This window comes from Gilliamella sp. (assembly GCF_024104075.1).
Classification (GTDB): domain Bacteria; phylum Pseudomonadota; class Gammaproteobacteria; order Enterobacterales; family Orbaceae; genus Gilliamella; species Gilliamella bombi.
Genome location: NZ_JAGGHR010000015.1, coordinates 12,124 through 31,032, shown reverse-complemented (window position 1 = coordinate 31,032; position 18,909 = coordinate 12,124). Strand labels below are relative to the sequence as shown.

The following is an 18,909-nucleotide window of genomic DNA, read 5'->3' as shown; positions in this document are numbered from 1 at the left end:
AGCATCAGGTGAAAACCATAAACGATATTAGGAGACTATTTTGCATCTTTCATCTAAGGCTTTTCGTATTTTAGGTATTATCGCTACAGTGGCGTCATTAGGGATGTATGTTTCTTATATTCCACAAATCATCGATAATTTGCATGGATTGAAAACAAACCCAATTCAACCATTGGCCGCTTCCATTAACTGCTCGCTATGGGTCTGCTATGGGCTGCTACAAGAAAAGAAAGATTGGCCACTAGCAATTGCTAATTCGCCAGGAGTAATTTTTGGGTTAATTGCTTTTTTTACTGCTCTATAATTTACATAATATCATTATGTAACAAGTAATCAGTTGCTCTTATATTATCGCTTTTTGGGTAGCATTTTTATTGTTTGAGTTCATAGTAAATTTCAACAAGAATTGTAAAAAAAGATTTTTTTTGTTATCAAATTAACTCAAAAATTGTTCAGATTAATATTTAATCATTTAGAAAATTATTTAATAATTAAAATGTTATTGAGTTATTAACAGGTTTGTTAAATACTTATCAAATTGTACAGTGAATAAATCAAGTTAATCGATTTGCTTTAATATTACCGACAAAATGATAGATTTGTTGAAATTTGCAATTATGCTGGCAGATTATTTTTAAGTACATCTTAAAAGAAGATAGACAGACTAATAGATAGTTTTATAATGCATCCAAAAATCAAATAACCGTCAAAAGGGAAAGAAAATGAAAAAATTAATCGGTATATTTTTACTTAGTTTACCCATGTTGGCTGTAGCTTCAAATTGTGATGAAATTAGTGCTAATATTGCTGAAAAAATCAAAAACAACGGTGTTGATCCTTCACAATTTCAGTTAAAACTTGAACCATCTGATAAATCAGAACAACAAATTGAAGGTAAAATTGTTGGTTCATGCGATCGTGGTCAACAACGTATTGTTTATGTTCGTTTGGATGGTTTAGCAACGCAAACACAAACTCAGCCAGCTAATACAAAAGATGAAACTGAAAGCCGTAATGATAAAGCAGAACCATCAATAAACACCCCAACCGAATCAACACCAGTCGAAGGTAAATGACCCGTTAAAAATTAATTATGTAATTTTTGCAGAAAAATAGGGCGTAATGCCCTATATTTATATGTTTGTGACTAGAGCAAATGGCTATAATTTGCTTTAACCTCTTCGTCCCATACACTTGATTGTACTTGACCAATGTGTTTTTGTTGTAAAAGCAACATAACCAAACGCGATTGCCCAATTCCACCACCAATGGTTTGCAACAAATCGCCATTAATTAATGCTTTATGCCAAGCAAGCTCTAAACGATCTTCGTCATTTGTTAGTTTTAATTGACGTTTTAACGTTTCTGGATTGACACGAATCCCCATTGATGAAATTTCCAATGCGCTATGCAAAATTGGATTCCACACTAAAATATCGCCATTTAAGCCATTAGATCCTAAATCGTTTTCACTGCTCCAGTCATCATAATCAGGTGCACGAGCATCGTGCTTTTCATTATTTGATAATTTACCGCCAATACCAATTAAAAACACAGCTCCAAGCTCTTTAGTTATTGCGTTTTCACGCTCTTTTGGGGATAAATTTGGATAGCGTTTTAATAACTGCTCACTATCGATAAAGGTGATAGATTCGGGTAAAAATTGTGAAAGATGATACTGTTGTGAAACAATTTTTTCGGTCGCTTTAATGGCAGCATAAATATTTTCGACCGCTTGTTTTAGATAAGTTAAATTGCGATCTTCTGGACGAATTACTTTTTCCCAATCCCACTGATCAACATAAACTGAGTGAATTGGCGAAAGTTGCTCCTCGTCTGGGCGTAATGCTTTCATATTAGTGTAGATTCCTTCGCCAACTTTGAAATGGTGATCGCTCAAGATTTTACGTTTCCATTTAGCTAGTGAATGTACCACTTCATATTGTGCATTAGGTATTGCTTTTACCTTAACTTGCACTGCGTGCTCAGTACCTGAAAGGTTATCTTGAATACCATCGCCAACTTTACTTAGTAACGGAGCTTGCACTTCGATAAGTGATAAACGCTCGGCAAGTTGCTCAGCAAAAAATTGCTTAACAAAGCTAATTTGCTGTTGCTGCTCTTTAAATGATATCGTCATGTTTACGCTCTAATCATTTATTTAATTTTCAGTGTATCAGTAAAGTAAACTAGATGAGTGAATTTTGCAAGATGAAGATAGAAAGGTAAAGCATTGACTTGTTTAAATTGAATAAACGTTTGATTTTGCTAAAAAATAAAATTTAAAAACTTCAATAAAATCAATTGTCTACCTGAGCGATTTTAGAGCAAAACATACTTATAGCGCCATAAGGTTAATATGCTTGTCTTATCACAACATCAAAATGCATGATCACTAAGTTAGGTTAACACGCCAAACTGGCGGTTTTGTGTTTTGTCGGTTAGTAGTGATATTAAGTATTAAAAATAAAAAGTTAATTTATTATAAACTTAACATTATATTTTGCTAAAAAATTGACTTATTGCTAAAGCTGAATCATTTCTATCTTTACATTTCTTTACAAAAAAGTAAGCTCAAGAACTAGCCAACTATTTTTTTAACGGCTATACTTCCATCGATTTAGGAAAACAAGCTTATTTAACAAGCTAATAAATATAAAACAAAACAATAACAATAACAATAAAACAATAACAATAAAACAATGTACTTGATGGATGAATCATAATGCAATATCATTTTTGTCACAAGACTTGGCAAGCCTATGTCTTAAATTTATCGAATAATTTTATTCGGCGAGTGTTTGCTCAAAACTTATTTATATCTCTGAAATTATCTACAAAATCATTTTTAAAAATTCAATTGGTACTGGCGCCGTTGTTGTTACTGCCGTATTCATTGGAATCGCAAGCGTTATCGGCCACTACATCAAATACCATTCAAGGCACAGCCCCCTATTTAACGCTTGATGATGGTGTCACTAAAGAGACTAATATAGATAGCTTATTAGCTATTAAGTTATCTGACGGTCGAACATTTACACCACAAAATAATCCCTCATCACCGACAGCACCAATTAAGGTACCTGTAGAGTATACTTGGGGTAATATTAATATAATAGTTCCGCCATTAAGAGAGACGATCTATATGCCAGAGTTGGTGGAACAAGGTAAATTGCGTGATGATGATGGAGATCTTATAATGGCAGGTGGGGGTATCACTTTGTCTATATTGGATAAAAATGGTCAATGGATTAATTCTGATCGTAATAATGATAGTAGATTAACGATATGTGGTGCACCTTATGCAGTGAGATTAGATAGTTCAGATATCCAATTAACTACTATGTATGGTGACCCATCTTATAGTATACTCGAAGGAGGTTCGGTAACGTATTACATTAGTCCAAATACCCTCCCTCAAATCTGTTCTGTAAAGCCAAATCTCGCTGGTGGTCTGGATGGTCCAGGTGACATATGGAATTATAGGGACGGATTTTTCGTTCAATCAACTAATCCTGATTTATACAACCTAAATTTCCCGACCACGGGTGCGCACAATTTATATTTTGATTTACTCATAGGTGGAATAGATGAAAGTCAGTTGACTTGGTCGCCAGTTACACACGGGGGAATCACAGCGACAGTAACGAAAGAAGTGGTTACTAATGGGGGGGGTGCAAAAGTTGTAACGCGCGTTAAGTTGACAGGGCCAGCGGCAAGTGATAGTCAAAAAGAGTCAGATAGTCCAGGTCTAATTTCCGTGCCAAATTTACCACAGGTATTTGAATTAGAGGGTCGAGATAGTAGTGGTAATGTGGTAGTGAAATATGGATTTAAGTTAAAGCAGTGGTTTGTTGCACGAGGAAACAAGTTAGGGACATTTTCTGAGCAAGAATCTTGGTGTAATAGCATAGGTTATCGTCTGCCTCGGATAAGCGATTTAACTAATGCGAAATGTGGTATAGATGATAGTTTCCCATGTGTAGAAGACATAAATGGCGCTACTCCTTTATCAATAGGTAATTATCCTCAGAGACGAATAGGCGCTGGTTTATTTACCGAGTGGGGCGCACTGATTGATGGATATACCGATGCTGATTTCGGATACCAGCATTGGACGAGTGATATAATGGGAAGTAATCCGTTTCTTGTATACGAAGGCGTGGTTACTGGATCTTATGGGTTTTATGATGCTTCTGCTATTTGCACGTTTTAGTGGTTAGTTCAGTTTTAAAGCACAGGGATATTTATGGCGTTAATCAAGGACAATCTAGCCAAGAACTAAGCCGTTGCTCGATGGAGCATCGGCTGGCAAAACCAGTTGGCCTTAAGCTTTAATAACTTAAAACCAAAAAACGCCCCGACTAATAAGATTTAAAAATTTGCGCTTTTGTTATTAACCAGTTGTTATTAAACGACTGTTATTAAATAATAAAAGCGCTTTTCTTGAAAAATAAAGCCACAATAATAAAAAAGAATATAATCTATAACGCATTGATTTTAATTAAAAACATAGATTGGACTATGAAAGCAAATAGTCTGATTATTCTTTATTAACTACCTTATTATTAACGTATCAAACTCAAATTAAAGTAACACATCTTTGGAAAATAACCGTTTTAGGCGTAGTACAACAGAATACTTTAAAATGGCTGATTGTAGTAGCAAGGCAAAAAATTTTAATTACTAAGTAAATTCTATTTGCCAAAAAAATCGTTATTGTAGATTAATTACCCATGACGGCGATTGGAAAGGTTTCTCGAAAAAAACTGTGTCAATTGCTATTATAAATTACTATTATTAACAACTATCAAAAAAAGCTGAACATTGCTAAATGCTCAGCCCTGATTTTTTATACATCAAATACTTAACTTAATTTTTATAGTGGTATATTAGTTTATTAAACATTTTAGATTTGCTTTCTAAAATTAAAAAATATGCTTTTATTTAAATAATATGTTTGTTTTTAATGATATTGGATAGATTGTTCACTTTGCTCATCGTGTACTAAAAGTAGACAAGTATCACTTAATGATACGGCTTTTTGTAAACGTGCTTTGTCTTGTTCATTAAGGTTATTGATACAAGCAACTATATAGCTACAGGTTTTGTATTGTAAGACTTTTTCAATGGTTGATACTAGGTCTTCATTATTTAAATTTGCTAGATGAATCACTTTGTGTTTATCTAACCCAGCAGTATTAACCCATGAACGTTTTAACATTGGTCGGTCAGAAAGCCATAATTGCCATTTTTTAGCTTTATTAAGTGATTTTAATAAAGGGCGTTGTTGTTGTAATACTTGTTGAAAAGGGGACTCAAAATTAATAGCCATAAGTTGTTGTGTAGAATGTTCAATAAGCATAATAACCTCTGTACTGTTTTTCTATACAGTGTATATTAATACAGTATTTTAAGGTTGTAAACTCTATTTATGATTATTTTTTATGTGATTTATTAATTGAGTTATTTTAAGAACGCAAATATTGATACGATAAAATACCTAAATATGTCATTAAAACTGAACCAATTACATGAATCAATATTGTTGCTAAACCCCAATATATTCGACCGTCTTGTAAAAAGTTAACCACCTCGGCAGAAAAGGTTGAAAAAGTTGATAAGCCACCACAAAAACCTGTTATTACCAATAACCGCCATTCAGCAGAAAGGTTAGAGTGATTAAAAAAGGCAATTGCAAAGCCAATAATATAGCCAGCAACTAAATTAGATAGCAATGTACCTAGTGGAATAGTAAAAGCAATAACATTGAGTTTAAGTGATAAGAACCAACGCATTAATCCCCCCGCTACTGAACCGACAGAAATGGCTAAAATCAGTTTTAACATAATGATATATCCTTGACTATACTTTGAAATATGAATTTGTTATCGCTATAGATACTAAGTGATCGGAAAATATATAAAACGATCATACCAGTAGAAAATAGAAATAGGAAATCCTAATCAGATTGAGATAGAATATTCAATATTAAGAAAATTTGAGGTATATCTATGTTTACAGGCATTGTTCAAGGCGTTGGTCAGATTATTGATATTGTTGATCAAAATAAATTAAGAACATATAAAGTTAAATTACCGCATCAATTAACTAATAAAATTGAAATAGGGGCGTCGATTGCCAATGATGGATGTTGCTTAACAGTAACGGGGTTTGATAAAGATATCGTGTCGTTTGATATTATGGAAGAAACCCTTGCATTAACGACATTGGGTGATAAAAAAATCGATGATTTTGTGAATATTGAGCGTAGCGCTAAATATGGTGATGAAATTGGTGGTCATGTGATGTCTGGACATATATCTTGCACTGCAACTATTGTTGATATTCAAAAAACTGCCACAAATTGTGAGATGACATTACAATTGCCGAAAGAATTTATGAAATATGTATTATATAAGGGCTTTATTGGCATTGATGGTGCAAGCCTAACAATTGGGCAGGTAAAAGAAGATCGTTTTGCTATTCATTTAATCCCTGAAACGTTAGCTATTACCACGTTAGACGCTAAAAAAGTCGGAGATAAAGTTAATATCGAAATTGATTCCCAAACTCAAGCCATTGTTGATACAGTTGAACGGGTATTGGCAGCAAAAAATTGATAATATTTAATTTTGATTCTCGATTAATTTAAGAAAAATATTATTAGATTATTATCGAGTAACTGGTTTATTTTAATTAAGTATTTTTGTTAGTTTAACATGAAATCAATGGTCTACCTGAATGTTTTATTAAAATAGGTAATAATCTTTTATAACGTTTGGAGACCTTTGATTAGTAGTTGAGGAATATCGACAATTTAATACCAACAAAATTTAATTTTATACTTAAATACTGTTTATATTTAAATGCTTTTTTTACTTAAACATATAGTTACCTGAAGGTTTTTGACAAGATTTTTAACATTTCTACCACAGACAAAAACAATTTAGTCCTTATTGGTTTGTTTTTATGCCTTGATTAGAGTTAATTAGGTTGAAGATGGTTATACTTTACCCGATTGGAGCATTTTTCCTTTTTTGCCACCCCATTGGTCATCAATAATGTAGTGAGCTGTGATTGGTACAAGTGCAGGTATAAAGGTAAATTTATAAAAAACTTCATCACCTTCGCAGATTTCATAATACAGTGAATATAATGGTGCATCTAATTGTAGGTTAATAGTAAATTTTTCTGTGGCAGAGGCAACCTCAATCGTATTTTTGGGATGTGTGTAAAAGGGAACAACAATGCATCGTTGGGTTTGGTTATCCATTGTAAAACTATCTGATAAGGTTAAAAAAACGTTTGCACCGAAAGCATCATCAGGTAATGGGTCAAAAATGACATAATCCTTATGAATAACTGCACCTTGTGCAATATTTTGTTTACCCCATTGCGATAATTCTTCACTGTATGGTCTAGATCTGACTAAAATTTGACTATGAGATATTAATAAATCTACAACCTGTTGTTTGTTTTTCTCCATCAGAGATATTCCTTTTCATACCATAAAATCATCAAATTAAATGTAGGAAATTGCCAGATTGTTAATATCAAATTTAGTTAAAATAAGATTTATTGGGTTATTTAATTCAATCACTATTTTGAAATCGGCACTTGATTCCACTATAAGAAAGTGATTTGGCAATTCAGTTGCATTAATGAATGGGTTTGATGTTTCGAAATAGATTACCCATTTTAAATCATCTTTAGGCGTTAAGTAGGCAATAAACCCTTCTGAACCATAACTTCCTTCACCTAAAAAGCATTGATTACCATTAGTTATGGTAATTTTTTTTGTGATATCTATATTAGTGATATTATCAGGATCTTTATCCAAAAAAAGATTAAGGTTGAATTGTTTCCCTTTTTTAATTAACAATTGGGGATAAAACTGGGCTGAAAGGGATATCGATTCACCAGTAGAAAAGTAAATCCCGTCTTTTATAGGTAATGTTTGTTTATTCCATAACGCTAATATTTTTGTCATCTAAGCACTCTTTTATATGTTAATCTCCAAAAGCGTGGTTAATTTATTGCATAATCAAACCTAGATTTGATGCAAGTATTATAAATGTCTATTAGCTAATTTATACGGAATATTTGTTAACGTAGCTTTTTGTTTGTCGAATATTGCTTTATATTTGCTTAATGTTGAGTGATTAACTGCACTATAATGGTTTAGTTCATTATTTTGTGTGCCGTCATCTTCCCAATAGCATAATGGACAAACATCGTATTGTCCTTGATGAGTTAAGGTTAAATAATGGCAACAAGGGCATGCATGCAAGATATCTTCGTCCCCTATAATGGTAATAGGTTCACGGTATAAAGCACTAATATATTGTTTTAGATATTGATTAGAATAGCCTTTCAATTTAATGCCAACAAAATAGCCTAATAAAAATTGCTCAATGGCATCATCATAAATATTGTTATATGCTAAAGGTTGGCCTTCTTTATCAAGATAATTTGCAAAGAGTATATTTTCAATATCCTGTTTTGTGGATTGTGTAATCATTTCGATAGCTAACAGTGTTAAAGCAAGTTTTCGGCTGAGTGTTTTCATTGGGTTAATGTAAATAATGAAATGATAAATCGTCTAATTTATCAGATATATAGTTTTGTTACTATCTGGCTTTTTATTTTATGCTTATGATAAATGAAAAACAGGGACAATAAAAAGATAGAATGTTAAATATGGGAAAATTAAATATTGATCTTATTGATATTATTAACAATGGTGGCTTTTTGAAGTGCCTTTCTGCTTTAGCGAAAGATGCTTTTTTTCGACATTGCCGAATAGAAACAATGAAATCAGCCATTTTGTACACGGCTAAAATCGGGCTTTTTGATATAGAAATAGGTCTTGATAAAAAAGAACATAGTGGCTATGAACTCATTAATTTATCTGAAGATAACCATGAAGTTAGTGGTATCGCTATCCATGATACTTATGGAATAATGAAAACAAATTTTAATGCTTTATTATCAGCTAATATTATCCAATTATTGCCTGAGCATACAGTAAACCATATAGATAATATAGAACAAATTGAAATCCACTTCTGTAGTGGAAGCACTATAATTTATCAGCAAGCTGACTTATCGCCTGCGGTGATATCCAGTACATTAAAGGGCGTCATTTTTTGAATTGGAATAATGTGTGATTTGTTTATCGTCATCAATTACTATATGATTATTATTGATTATATAAGGAAAAAATAGAGATAACATTTCAAAAGAAGATCTCAAAATTTAATCAATTAAAATTGAGTTACATGAAAAAAAGAAATGTTGCCCTTGATCTGTTGCGATACCCAAAAGGTAATAAAAAATGAATTCTATCGATATTATAAAAAGCTATTTGGCAGGCTCGCTTTCTCCACAGGATTTTCAAAAAGAACTTTATTATAATAAGGATATTGAAGATCTTCTATCTGAAGAGAATCAAATTCCCCCCTATACCAGCAGATATAAAAACGCATTTTTATATCTTATTGAAATTGATATTTTATTGCCATCAGGTGAACTCGATAGTAAAGATTTACTTTCAAAGTTTCTCGCTAAAAGAAATATTAACTTCTCGTTAAATAATGAACATAAAAAAAAGTATGATCTATTTATGAAAATTCAGCCAAGCTGGTTAAATTTAACTGAACCATACTTTAATTTAATCATGAATAAACATCGGGATAAAGTTGGAGTTGAATTAGAAAGAGCGTTAAAATTAGAAATTAAGAAAGATTTTAAATTTTTAAAAAATAGACCTAAATGGCTTCAATCCCCAAACTGGCCAACCGTAGATAACAAACCGTTAATTTTTATAGGTCAATTAGATATAACCGAAATCAGCCACGATATTACCTATTTATATATTTTTTTAAATGAAAAGGAGAATACATATATGACTTTTGAGCAATCAACATAAACAATAACTAACTGGCAACACGGCGATATGATTTAATAATAATTCTATCGGGTTGCCATAACTAGCAAAATCTCAAGCGATATATCATGAATAAATTAAAAATTAGGCAACAAAAATTTGAAGTGAAACATTACTGGTCCCCAGATATACATGATCCTTGGCGATGGAAGCCAGAAGACAATGCAGTATTTTACTTATTAGAAATGAATATTGGTATTACAGGAAAGGATAAAACAGATATTTATTCAATTATTATTGCCACTCCAGAAGGGATAATGAATTTAAATAACGATAGAATGCAACAACCTAAATTATATAAAATGTTGTTACTATACCAATACGATTGGAATAAGGTTAGACGCACAATAGATCAGCAGCTTGCTTTGATAAATCCCACTGATGAATTACAAGCCTTGGATAAATTAGCCAGTAGTTTTTATTGGGAATATGATGGTATGAAATAACCCTAAAAAAATATGCTAATTATGAATATGTGGTGATGAGTAATTAGCACAATTTATTAAGTGATCCTTTATAGCGTTTTAAGCATAAATAGTTCGGTTGGAACTGAGCCTAATGGAGCGTGCAAACTAAAACCAGCATTCATGTGGATTGCAAAAGTGAAGTACATAAGTATTCCATAAAATGGGAGTTTTAATATTAATGCATATTCAAAGAGAAAAGATCTTATATGCACTTCAAAAAGCATATGGCGATTTAAGCAACCCAGATTTCCATTTCGTGATGGAATCCTATAACTCCCTAAAATATAAATGTCTACTAAATGATATCCATGCTTTATTTAAAGTAGAAGATAATACTGATTTAAACTATGACGTATGTATATCGCTAAAATTTAATTATCATAATAAATCAATGTATTTATATTTATCTTTAGTATCGGCCTATGCTTTTTTATTTTATGAAAATAAAGTTATTGATTGTAATGATGATATTTATCAAATATTGCCTGAACTGATTGATATATTACATGATTATCATTTTGTGTTATTAAACAAAAATGAGCTTTTATATACCGTTGATATAAATTCATCGGCTTTTGGTTTTGAGGGTAAAAAAGCATCAGTTTTAGCACTGTTGTTTTCATTCGGTCTATCGGTCAATTAAAAATAATAATTAAACTACATGATGACAGCTTGGGAATAGTCGAAATAGGAGAAAAATAAAATGCCAGAAGTAAACAATCAGGCAATTGAAACAATCTATGGAGAAATATATGGAAGAGACGCTTTAATATTAAAAGACATCATATTTGATATGTCTCCACTGGAATTAAAGGTAGTAGCTTCTTTGTGGTTACCACATTGCCAACCCAGCAGAGGATTAGAAGGCGAGGCTTTAATCTGTTTTAAATTTAAAAATATAAAAAGTTTAACTATTACGATGATTGATGAATCAAAATATCAGCTGGTACAAAAATCTTGTTTCGATAAAGTATTTGATAAGGAACAAGATGAACATTATGTTTTAAGTACTTATGATCATATTTTTGATGTGATTGGTCAATGTGAAGTAAGCTACAAATAGTTATTAACGTTTGTAATAATTTGGAAGGAAAATTGGCTGATAATATGGTTGTACATCATAAAAACCCATTATTTCGTCAATAATAAAGATTTACACAAGTATCCTAAAAGAATATCCCTTATTTGGTACTAATTAAAAGAGGTCGGTATGAATTTATTCTGCGATAATTGTAATAAAGCATTTATAGCATCAGAGGAGCAAGACCGATTCATCTTAGTTTCTCGTGAAAAAAACATGAAATTCATTATGATACAGTGCCCTTATTGTTTTATGAGTTATGCTTTTAATCCAATGCGGTTAACTAACCTAGACAATAAACAAATCCCTGTTGTTAATGGGTTAAGATGCCCTAAAGAAACATGTACGGGTATAGTATCTTATATTGAAGATATCCCTCCATTTTTTGGGTGTGGTGAATGTGGTAACGTCTGGTTAAAAAAAGAAAATTTGTATGATGATATTAAAAATATAATATCTAAGTATCCTTATAGAAAACATGCATATAATATAATAAACGGCGAATATTTACCTGTTCTAGATAAAGAAATTCCACCATGCTATGATGAGCAAGTCAGTTTAGAGTGGAATAATGAAATAAATAAAGACGATGGTTGTGATGATGGCAGAAAATAGCCAGATACAATTTATTGTAAATAATAATTGGAGATTATGAATGAAAACTATAAGAGGAATTGATAATTTGTTCCGTATTTATAAAAATTTGAATGAACCTTGGTCTTTTTTTGTAGAACCTGAATTTATAAATGAGATCAATTGCATTAAAAATGCCAATTATTACATTGCAGAGACGGAAGATGAATTTGATGAAATGGATGATTCACCTGATAAATATGATGCATGGTTAGAATATCCGACATTTCAAGCCATTATCGATAATAAACTTGAACATCATCCTAATGCTACAAAAAAAGATTTATTAGATGCTATTATTTATTACCTTGAAAATGATGATTTTTTGGATTAATCCAAAATGGGAAGGTCAAAAAAGGTCTTTCCGTTTTTAAGCAAAAATCTGTAGTAGTAAAATTTACCGTTGTTAACCGCATTAATGCAGTCTATTTAAAACAGTTTTTATCGCTAAAGAGAAATTATGAAAAAATTTTTAGAATTACTAAATAAACAAGGTATAAAATACCTCATTGAAGACAATAAGATCACAGTTGATGGTAATTTAAATCTAAGAAATAAAGGAATTAAAGCATTACCTGAAAACTTGTTTGTTAACGGGAATTTGATTTTAACTTATACAAGAATTGAAGCACTACCTAAAAATTTTTCTGTTAGTGGTGATTTAGATTTAACAAATACAGAAATCAAAAAATTACCTGAAAATATACTTATTGGTGGCTATTTATATTTAACAAATACGGAAATCAAAGCATTACCTAAGAATTTTTCGATTAGTGGTAGTCTAAATTTAGCAAAAACAAACATAACAGCACTACCAGAAAACCTATCTGTCCAAGGTGATCTCAATTTAACAGTGACAAACATCAAAATGCTACCCGAAAACTTATCAGTTGGTGGGAATTTATACTTAGGATTTACTGAAATAGAAGCATTACCAGAACACTTTTCTATTAAAGGTGATTTGGATTTGAAATTTACCAAAATGACTAGGTTACCTGAATACTTATCCGTTGATGGTCACTTAAACATCGAATCGACAGAAATTCAAGAATTACCCGAAACTTTATCTGTTGGTCGTGGCATATATTTGGATATAGATCAAATACAGAATATAGCTTATCGTAAAACTAGCGAAGATAACTCGCAAATTATTTTTGCTTGTTGGGTTAATGGCGCATTTGCAATCCAAGCAATGGAATTTTTTGGTACACTTGCCGATTTTGAAAAAATGGTTGATGAAAACTATTCTGAAGAAAATGCGATAAAATACAAAAAAATGGCGAATGAATGTATCAAAGAGCTGAGTACAAAGCTTAATAAACCGTTACCGATAGTAAATTAAGATAAAAAACAATCTACCTTGATTAGTCCAATAAGATCGGCAAAATGACTACAATGCCGAATATTACTAAATAATGTGAACTGTCCTCATTTTAGTGGACAGTCATTTCAAATTACGCTTTCATTTTATTTTAAAATTTAACAGGTTATAAAAAAGCACGGATATCAATATACTGTATTTCAATACTCTAATTTATACAAATTTTCAACATTGACATGATAATTATTATTATCTATGCTTGCCAAACGTAGCAAAAAATATGAGGACTAATTATGAAAGTATCAGCCAAAGAAATCGAAGCTATGTCAAATAAAGGTAGCAAAGAGAGATACATTTATTCTATAAAAAGAATTGTTGATAACGAAAAAGCTTGGGTTTTGGATTATGATGGTTTTGCCTTGAGTGGCATAAATGGTGACAATAGTGAAGTTCTTATATTATGGCCAGCTCGTGAATATGCTGCAAATTGTGCTATAGATGGTTGGGAAAATTACAAACCAAAAGCATTATCTCTTGATTATATAATGGATGAATTGCTGCCTAAATTATCATCAAAAGGGACTCAAGTAGGTATTTTCTCAGTTCCGGGGCTATCTAATACTCCAGTTGTTGATGCTGAAAGTTTACTGCTTGATTTAGAACACGAATGTAGTAATTATATGTAATTTTATATTGATATCAGGATAAAAATAAAATTATCACAACCTTTATTATTTATGCGAGATATAATGGAAAAGTTTTTGGAGTTATTAAACAAAAAAGGCGTAAAATACTGTATTAACGATAATAAAATCATAGTTAATAATAATTTAAATTTAACAAAAAAAGGAATTTGTGTATTACCCGATAATTTATTGATTAACGGCGATTTGGTTTTAGCTTATACAAAAATTGCAGCACTACCTAAAAATTTTTCTGTTAGTGGTGATTTAGATTTAACAGATTCAGCAATTCAACTATTACCCGACAATTTATCTGTTGGTGGCAGTTTATATTTATCGTTTACACATATCAAAGAACTGCCTAACAATCTATCTATTGGTGGTGATTTATATCTAGGAAATACAGACATTCAATCATTACCAGAAAATTTATCAATTGGTGGCGATTTAGATCTTGTCTTTTCTGAGCTCAAAGAATTACCTGATAACCTATCTATTGGTGGTAATTTAAATCTAGAAAATTCAGAAATTGAAATACTACCAAGAAATTTATCAGTTGGTGGGGATTTATATTTAATCAATAGTCAGATCAACAAATTATCTGAAAACTTATTTGTTGGTGGCGATCTAGATTTAGCCTATACAAATATTCAATCATTACCTGAAGGCTTAACAGTCGGTGGTGATTTAGATTTAAGAAATACAAACATCAAACAACTACCCGAAAAATTTTCTGTTAGTGGTTATTTAAATTTAAGAAATACAAAAATCCAAACATTACCAGAACATTTATCTGTAGGCGGGTATTTAAGTCTAGCGAATACAGAAATTCAAGCATTGCCTAAAAATTTATTTGTTGGTGAACATTTAAATATACAGTCAACCAAAATCACATCATTACCCGAAAACTTATCTGTTGGTCGTGGCATACATTTGGATATAGCTCAAATACAGAATATAGCTTATCGTAAAACTGGCGAAGATGACTCACAAACTATTTTTGCTTGTTGGGCTAATGGAGCATTTGCAATTCAAGCAACGAACTTTTTTGGTACACTTGCAGATTTTGAAAAAATGGTGGATGAAAACTATTCTGAAGAAAATGCGATACAATATAAAAAAATGGCGAATGAATGTATCAAAGAGTTAACTATAAAGCTTAATAAACCGTCACTGAGAGTAAATTAAGATAAGTTAAAAAAGCAAATCTTCTTAATTGACTCAATGATATCGCCAGATAAAGTAATATTATACCAATCACATTCTTCTATATGATTAGGTAATAAGCGCTTTAGATATTTACGATAATATTGTTGATTTAAAGCAATCTATTGTTTAAAACAAACTAAGCTGCTAAAAAATGAATATACAACATATAGAAACAGCTGATTGCAATATCTTGGATACTAAAATATTTTCTCATAAAATTAAGATATATTTTGCATCAGTTTACCAATTAGAGACAAAACAACACATAACTAATGTTTGTTTATCGATTTTTAATTGGTCATTTTTTGAAGCAAATGTTTTTATCGTTAATCATTTGAATAATCGCTTTGAACAGAAAACGTTATTCAAACATGAATTAGAGTTTTTTGAATATATTCAGAAAATATCGCTTGAAGAGAATAATTTTATATTACAAGGATACAGTAAAAAATCTGGCAACTGGCTAGAGTATCGTTTCATAGATAGTGATTTTTGCTTGACCATGTTTTAACAAAAATATAGCTGCGCATGTAATAACTATGCAACCGTTTTTGTAATGCTATAAGCATTGATAAAAAAATAAATTAATTGTCTGACAAAAAGCTTAAGTGATCTATGGAATATAGGCTGTTATTTCTAGTGTCATAACACGTTTATTTGGGTATCAATGTAAAGGTACATAATCATGAAATCAAAAGATCAGCGCTTCCTATTCTTAATTGAAAATAAAACCGCCCCTTGGGGCGACTGGGGCGATATACTTTGGACAGGGTTAACACCTTGGGATGAAAATAAGCAGTCTATTGCTATCGAACGTACCGGACCTTTTACTCCAAAAGCTTATTTTTCAAGTAATAACTTTATTTTTACAAAAGAAATAAAGGAACTAATCGAAAATTCCTCATTAAAAGGCATTAAATTTTTGTATGAAATAGAAAAAAAGAAAATTATTAATCTTGATTGGACAAAATGGGATGTGAATAAAGATATAACTGATTATTTAGATGATCTATATGAACCAGTGGATTTAATTTTTGATGGCATTAATGATGTAAAATTAAATCAGGATATGCCAGATTATTACTTGTCTAGTATAGAAAGCCAAATTCATTTAAACAAAAATAAACTTATCGATATGCAAAACCCTTCGGAATATATTACTTTTGTTGGCAACGAACTTGATGATTCTGATTTTTTTATGGGAATTGAAATACTAGGCTGTTTTATTAGTGCAAGAGCCAAAAATTGGCTAGAAAAATATTGCCCTAACTGTTTTGACTACTATTTAATTAAACCTGATTAATAGTGGAAATATTCTAACTTAATTGCTTAATCTAAATAAAAGATAATCATATAATTTTTCTGCTAAAAAATTAGCATGCTCACTTTTTACGATTAAATTAAAAAAATAGTATTGGTTATACGAATCTTCAATTATAGGATCGGAAAGCATACAAAATTCGATGTAAGCTAAATATAATTTTTTTATATCATCAGAAATTTCTTCTAAAGAGATATGATAATTGCTTATATCATAAAAGATATTAGTGAATTTATGATTAATAATACTTAACTCTATAAAAGGAGCTTTATTTTTCTCACAAAATTCCCAATGAAGCGATTTTGTTTTATCATTTCTATAAATAAATTTCATTAAGGATCCCATCCTAGATTTTGTGAATTTGTTATTTAAAGGGTAAGGTTGATTCTGTCTCCGAATTCTAATAAACCGATTCATAGAAAATATTTCTTTATTTAAATCAGAAGAAGAATAGCTTATTACATTTACATACGCACTTGTATCATTTTATGCAATGTGGGTGATTTGATGTAAATACTTATATCTTGATAATTGCTACATCTATTCTTTTTGATGTTAGTATACAGCCAAATCAGAATGACAAAAACCTGTTACAAAATCCATTAATTCTAAAATAATATCTTCACTATTAGGATATGTTAAGTTTTGCAAGCACACATACATACAATTTTTGGACATGCCTTTGTTTTTAAAATAAACAAGTGATTTTCTAATGTCTAACAGGTCTTGTTTTTCAGATATTTTTTGTGTGATACAAGCTATAAATTCTTGTTGATAAAGCATGTTATTTTTCTTCTTTTATACATTAATAATTACAGTTGCTGAACTATCTGAGAAAATATCGTTAATATATTTAATTAACAACGTGTTATCTAGTTCATTAAATTCAATAATAATTTTTTTAGCCTGTATTTGCTCGGTTTTATGTTTATTTATCTCTATGGTAAGTGTATTTTTTTTCAAAACGATACTTTTAACTGCTTTAGCTACTTCGATTTCGGTTAGATGAGTTTGAATACCTATTGATTCATCTACATCACCTTCATCTTCATCAAATCTAGATAATATTAAGTAATTGTTGGGAAATATTAGATCGTTGCTGATACCAATAATTAATACTTGATCTTCGGTATAACAGTTAATATTTGTTGCCAAGAATTTTATTTCATTATTTATCATATTATTAATATTCTGATTTTCTTAAATATCATTTTTCTTGGTAAGATTTATGTCAATTATAGTATTTATAAAATTTTGCTATTACTAATAAAGTGAGTTTAAACAAACCTAACAATTTAATATAACTTTATCTAATACCTTCTTGGTAATGATAGTGCTCAAGCATTTGTGCATTATTTTGTATACACCAATCATAACCACCAATCATAACCACCAATATCTATCGGCATTTTAGTCAAAACGCCTGTTAATTTGTTAAGCTTTACCCAGTTATCTGCTTTTTCAAGGGACGAAAATACCGCAGATACCATTGAAATATTGTCTCTCTTAAAAACCCAAACCCAACTATATTCTTTCATACTATTTCACCTGTAATTCTTCTTTGTATTTTTCATGCTAATAATAAAAATGTTATAAACAATAATTTATGGGAACTGCTTGTATTGTTTATAATATTTTCTCAAATTACTGTAAACAATACGAGAAATTTCTATATTTTTTATTTGTACTGGAAGTTATTGTTTAGAGAGTTCAATTCAATAGAAGGATCATATTATTTTGTTAATGAATGATATCTTTGAGGTAATACGCTAATTTTACAGTCCCCAATAATACAAGACTAAATGCACTCAAAGCCATAAAAGCAGGATATTCCCAACCTCCACCTGTATTGCTAAATGATCAACCATTTGTTGAATGAATAAAACTTATAACAATCATCTGAATAACAGTGAGTAAGCTGATTATACGAGTTAGAATTCCTAAAAGTAATAAAGCGCCACCAGCAATTTCAAAAGCAATTGTTAAATAACCAACAAATCCTGGAAATCAAATAGATTCAAAGTATTGAGCTGTATCAGAGGGGATTAAAACAAGAATTTTAGTTAACCCATGCGCCAAAAACATAATACCTAATGCTATACGTAATAAAAGTGATGCAATGTTGTTTAATCGATGTTTTAGTCGATGAGCTTAAAAATCATCCAAGATATGTTTGTTAAAAAATTGATCGTTTGGTATTTTAAATACTCTACAATATAAATATAATGTATACAAAACAGTA

Annotated in this window: 26 protein-coding genes and 1 pseudogene; 16 read left to right on the top strand and 11 right to left on the bottom strand. The window is 30.5% G+C overall.

What is annotated here, in order from left to right:
- Positions 1-40: 40 nt before the first annotated feature.
- Both J6569_RS06120 and J6569_RS06115 read left to right on the top strand, forming a co-directional pair.
- Entirely contained in the window at positions 41-304 is a 264-nt protein-coding gene (locus J6569_RS06120; RefSeq protein WP_034914233.1) for a SemiSWEET family transporter, read from the top strand.
- Between the two features lie 418 nt (positions 305-722).
- A complete protein-coding gene (locus J6569_RS06115) occupies positions 723-1,076 on the top strand; it encodes a DUF1161 domain-containing protein (protein WP_085164780.1) in 354 nt (117 codons plus the stop codon).
- Positions 1,077-1,147: 71 nt separating this feature from the next.
- Here J6569_RS06115 and asnA read toward each other — a convergent pair whose 3' ends face one another.
- Complete coding sequence (gene asnA, locus J6569_RS06110; RefSeq protein ID WP_085164779.1) at positions 1,148-2,140, bottom strand: aspartate--ammonia ligase; 993 nt, start codon at positions 2,138-2,140, stop codon at positions 1,148-1,150.
- A gap of 585 nt (positions 2,141-2,725) precedes the next feature.
- Between asnA and J6569_RS06105 the strand changes: the two genes are divergently transcribed.
- Positions 2,726-4,216, top strand: coding sequence for a hypothetical protein (locus J6569_RS06105; RefSeq protein ID WP_296318042.1), 1,491 nt, complete (start codon positions 2,726-2,728; stop codon positions 4,214-4,216).
- Between the two features lie 750 nt (positions 4,217-4,966).
- Here J6569_RS06105 and J6569_RS06100 read toward each other — a convergent pair.
- Complete coding sequence (locus J6569_RS06100) at positions 4,967-5,365, bottom strand: SulA-like leucine-rich domain-containing protein (protein ID WP_065589978.1); 399 nt, start codon at positions 5,363-5,365, stop codon at positions 4,967-4,969.
- A 106-nt stretch (positions 5,366-5,471) separates the two neighbouring features.
- On the bottom strand, positions 5,472-5,849 hold the full coding sequence (gene crcB, locus J6569_RS06095; RefSeq protein ID WP_296318041.1) for a fluoride efflux transporter CrcB: 378 nt from the start codon (positions 5,847-5,849) through the stop codon (positions 5,472-5,474).
- Between the two features lie 165 nt (positions 5,850-6,014).
- Here crcB and J6569_RS06090 point away from each other — a divergent pair, with 165 nt between their 5' ends.
- Entirely contained in the window at positions 6,015-6,623 is a 609-nt protein-coding gene (locus tag J6569_RS06090; protein WP_296302550.1) for a riboflavin synthase subunit alpha, read from the top strand.
- Positions 6,624-7,006: 383 nt separating this feature from the next.
- Here J6569_RS06090 and comJ read toward each other — a convergent pair whose 3' ends face one another.
- From comJ to J6569_RS06075, 3 genes are all read right to left on the bottom strand, one after another.
- Positions 7,007-7,489, bottom strand: a complete 483-nt coding sequence (gene comJ / locus J6569_RS06085) for a competence protein ComJ (protein WP_034915108.1) — start codon at positions 7,487-7,489, stop codon at positions 7,007-7,009.
- A 36-nt stretch (positions 7,490-7,525) separates the two neighbouring features.
- On the bottom strand, positions 7,526-7,993 hold the full coding sequence (locus J6569_RS06080; RefSeq protein WP_296318040.1) for a hypothetical protein: 468 nt from the start codon (positions 7,991-7,993) through the stop codon (positions 7,526-7,528).
- 78 nt (positions 7,994-8,071) lie between these two features.
- A complete protein-coding gene (locus tag J6569_RS06075; protein ID WP_065589974.1) occupies positions 8,072-8,572 on the bottom strand; it encodes a CPCC family cysteine-rich protein in 501 nt (166 codons plus the stop codon).
- Between the two features lie 131 nt (positions 8,573-8,703).
- Between J6569_RS06075 and J6569_RS06070 the strand changes: the two genes are divergently transcribed.
- From J6569_RS06070 to J6569_RS06015, 12 genes are all read left to right on the top strand, one after another.
- On the top strand, positions 8,704-9,156 hold the full coding sequence (locus J6569_RS06070) for a hypothetical protein (protein ID WP_296318039.1): 453 nt from the start codon (positions 8,704-8,706) through the stop codon (positions 9,154-9,156).
- 184 nt (positions 9,157-9,340) lie between these two features.
- Entirely contained in the window at positions 9,341-9,934 is a 594-nt protein-coding gene (locus J6569_RS06065; protein WP_296318038.1) for a hypothetical protein, read from the top strand.
- A gap of 86 nt (positions 9,935-10,020) precedes the next feature.
- Positions 10,021-10,398: an Imm8 family immunity protein gene (locus J6569_RS06060; RefSeq protein ID WP_296318037.1), complete on the top strand. Its 378-nt coding sequence runs from the start codon at positions 10,021-10,023 to the stop codon at positions 10,396-10,398.
- A 199-nt stretch (positions 10,399-10,597) separates the two neighbouring features.
- Complete coding sequence (locus J6569_RS06055) at positions 10,598-11,062, top strand: hypothetical protein (protein WP_296301321.1); 465 nt, start codon at positions 10,598-10,600, stop codon at positions 11,060-11,062.
- Between the two features lie 60 nt (positions 11,063-11,122).
- Positions 11,123-11,482 carry a hypothetical protein gene (locus tag J6569_RS06050; protein ID WP_296301320.1) on the top strand — a complete coding sequence of 120 codons (360 nt, stop codon included), beginning with the start codon at positions 11,123-11,125 and terminating at the stop codon, positions 11,480-11,482.
- Between the two features lie 147 nt (positions 11,483-11,629).
- Positions 11,630-12,115 carry a hypothetical protein gene (locus J6569_RS06045; RefSeq protein ID WP_174798159.1) on the top strand — a complete coding sequence of 162 codons (486 nt, stop codon included), beginning with the start codon at positions 11,630-11,632 and terminating at the stop codon, positions 12,113-12,115.
- Positions 12,116-12,155: 40 nt separating this feature from the next.
- Positions 12,156-12,467 carry a hypothetical protein gene (locus J6569_RS06040; RefSeq protein WP_296302544.1) on the top strand — a complete coding sequence of 104 codons (312 nt, stop codon included), beginning with the start codon at positions 12,156-12,158 and terminating at the stop codon, positions 12,465-12,467.
- Positions 12,468-12,593: 126 nt separating this feature from the next.
- Positions 12,594-13,475: a hypothetical protein gene (locus tag J6569_RS06035; protein ID WP_296318036.1), complete on the top strand. Its 882-nt coding sequence runs from the start codon at positions 12,594-12,596 to the stop codon at positions 13,473-13,475.
- A gap of 272 nt (positions 13,476-13,747) precedes the next feature.
- On the top strand, positions 13,748-14,140 hold the full coding sequence (locus tag J6569_RS06030) for a DUF2750 domain-containing protein (protein ID WP_296318035.1): 393 nt from the start codon (positions 13,748-13,750) through the stop codon (positions 14,138-14,140).
- A gap of 63 nt (positions 14,141-14,203) precedes the next feature.
- A complete protein-coding gene (locus tag J6569_RS06025) occupies positions 14,204-15,325 on the top strand; it encodes a hypothetical protein (RefSeq protein WP_296318034.1) in 1,122 nt (373 codons plus the stop codon).
- A 172-nt stretch (positions 15,326-15,497) separates the two neighbouring features.
- Entirely contained in the window at positions 15,498-15,857 is a 360-nt protein-coding gene (locus tag J6569_RS06020) for a hypothetical protein (RefSeq protein ID WP_296318033.1), read from the top strand.
- A gap of 174 nt (positions 15,858-16,031) precedes the next feature.
- The gene (locus J6569_RS06015) at positions 16,032-16,649 is read left to right on the top strand and encodes a hypothetical protein (RefSeq protein WP_174795983.1); all 618 of its coding nucleotides are present in this window, start codon (positions 16,032-16,034) and stop codon (positions 16,647-16,649) included.
- A gap of 18 nt (positions 16,650-16,667) precedes the next feature.
- Here the strand turns inward: J6569_RS06015 and J6569_RS06010 are convergent, their stop codons facing one another.
- The 5 genes and pseudogenes from J6569_RS06010 to J6569_RS11265 form a co-directional block, all read right to left on the bottom strand.
- Positions 16,668-17,000 carry a hypothetical protein gene (locus J6569_RS06010; RefSeq protein ID WP_085164743.1) on the bottom strand — a complete coding sequence of 111 codons (333 nt, stop codon included), beginning with the start codon at positions 16,998-17,000 and terminating at the stop codon, positions 16,668-16,670.
- Positions 17,001-17,222: 222 nt separating this feature from the next.
- Positions 17,223-17,450 (bottom strand): hypothetical protein, encoded by a 228-nt coding sequence (locus tag J6569_RS06005; protein WP_065589828.1) that lies wholly within the window; start codon positions 17,448-17,450, stop codon positions 17,223-17,225.
- 15 nt (positions 17,451-17,465) lie between these two features.
- Positions 17,466-17,822 (bottom strand): hypothetical protein, encoded by a 357-nt coding sequence (locus J6569_RS06000; RefSeq protein WP_065589780.1) that lies wholly within the window; start codon positions 17,820-17,822, stop codon positions 17,466-17,468.
- Between the two features lie 215 nt (positions 17,823-18,037).
- Positions 18,038-18,205, bottom strand: coding sequence for a hypothetical protein (locus J6569_RS05995; protein WP_296318032.1), 168 nt, complete (start codon positions 18,203-18,205; stop codon positions 18,038-18,040).
- 202 nt (positions 18,206-18,407) lie between these two features.
- A pseudogene (locus J6569_RS11265) lies at positions 18,408-18,788 on the bottom strand (DoxX family protein).
- Between the last annotated feature and the right edge of the window lie 121 nt (positions 18,789-18,909).

Coding starts and splice junctions, on each gene's coding strand:
- J6569_RS06005 (WP_065589828.1), bottom strand. CDS start 17,450: ATGCTTTATCAACAAGAATTTATAGCTTGTATCACACAAAAAATATCT.
- J6569_RS06105 (WP_296318042.1), top strand. CDS start 2,726: ATGCAATATCATTTTTGTCACAAGACTTGGCAAGCCTATGTCTTAAAT.
- J6569_RS06075 (WP_065589974.1), bottom strand. CDS start 8,572: ATGAAAACACTCAGCCGAAAACTTGCTTTAACACTGTTAGCTATCGAA.
- crcB (WP_296318041.1), bottom strand. CDS start 5,849: ATGTTAAAACTGATTTTAGCCATTTCTGTCGGTTCAGTAGCGGGGGGA.
- J6569_RS06010 (WP_085164743.1), bottom strand. CDS start 17,000: ATGAAATTTATTTATAGAAATGATAAAACAAAATCGCTTCATTGGGAA.
- J6569_RS06020 (WP_296318033.1), top strand. CDS start 15,498: ATGAATATACAACATATAGAAACAGCTGATTGCAATATCTTGGATACT.
- J6569_RS06030 (WP_296318035.1), top strand. CDS start 13,748: ATGAAAGTATCAGCCAAAGAAATCGAAGCTATGTCAAATAAAGGTAGC.
- J6569_RS06115 (WP_085164780.1), top strand. CDS start 723: ATGAAAAAATTAATCGGTATATTTTTACTTAGTTTACCCATGTTGGCT.
- J6569_RS06065 (WP_296318038.1), top strand. CDS start 9,341: ATGAATTCTATCGATATTATAAAAAGCTATTTGGCAGGCTCGCTTTCT.
- asnA (WP_085164779.1), bottom strand. CDS start 2,140: ATGACGATATCATTTAAAGAGCAGCAACAGCAAATTAGCTTTGTTAAG.
- J6569_RS06035 (WP_296318036.1), top strand. CDS start 12,594: ATGAAAAAATTTTTAGAATTACTAAATAAACAAGGTATAAAATACCTC.
- J6569_RS06040 (WP_296302544.1), top strand. CDS start 12,156: ATGAAAACTATAAGAGGAATTGATAATTTGTTCCGTATTTATAAAAAT.
- comJ (WP_034915108.1), bottom strand. CDS start 7,489: ATGGAGAAAAACAAACAACAGGTTGTAGATTTATTAATATCTCATAGT.
- J6569_RS06050 (WP_296301320.1), top strand. CDS start 11,123: ATGCCAGAAGTAAACAATCAGGCAATTGAAACAATCTATGGAGAAATA.
- J6569_RS05995 (WP_296318032.1), bottom strand. CDS start 18,205: ATGAAAGAATATAGTTGGGTTTGGGTTTTTAAGAGAGACAATATTTCA.
- J6569_RS06080 (WP_296318040.1), bottom strand. CDS start 7,993: ATGACAAAAATATTAGCGTTATGGAATAAACAAACATTACCTATAAAA.
- J6569_RS06045 (WP_174798159.1), top strand. CDS start 11,630: ATGAATTTATTCTGCGATAATTGTAATAAAGCATTTATAGCATCAGAG.
- J6569_RS06025 (WP_296318034.1), top strand. CDS start 14,204: ATGGAAAAGTTTTTGGAGTTATTAAACAAAAAAGGCGTAAAATACTGT.
- J6569_RS06070 (WP_296318039.1), top strand. CDS start 8,704: ATGGGAAAATTAAATATTGATCTTATTGATATTATTAACAATGGTGGC.
- J6569_RS06015 (WP_174795983.1), top strand. CDS start 16,032: ATGAAATCAAAAGATCAGCGCTTCCTATTCTTAATTGAAAATAAAACC.
- J6569_RS06090 (WP_296302550.1), top strand. CDS start 6,015: ATGTTTACAGGCATTGTTCAAGGCGTTGGTCAGATTATTGATATTGTT.
- J6569_RS06060 (WP_296318037.1), top strand. CDS start 10,021: ATGAATAAATTAAAAATTAGGCAACAAAAATTTGAAGTGAAACATTAC.
- J6569_RS06055 (WP_296301321.1), top strand. CDS start 10,598: ATGCATATTCAAAGAGAAAAGATCTTATATGCACTTCAAAAAGCATAT.
- J6569_RS06100 (WP_065589978.1), bottom strand. CDS start 5,365: ATGCTTATTGAACATTCTACACAACAACTTATGGCTATTAATTTTGAG.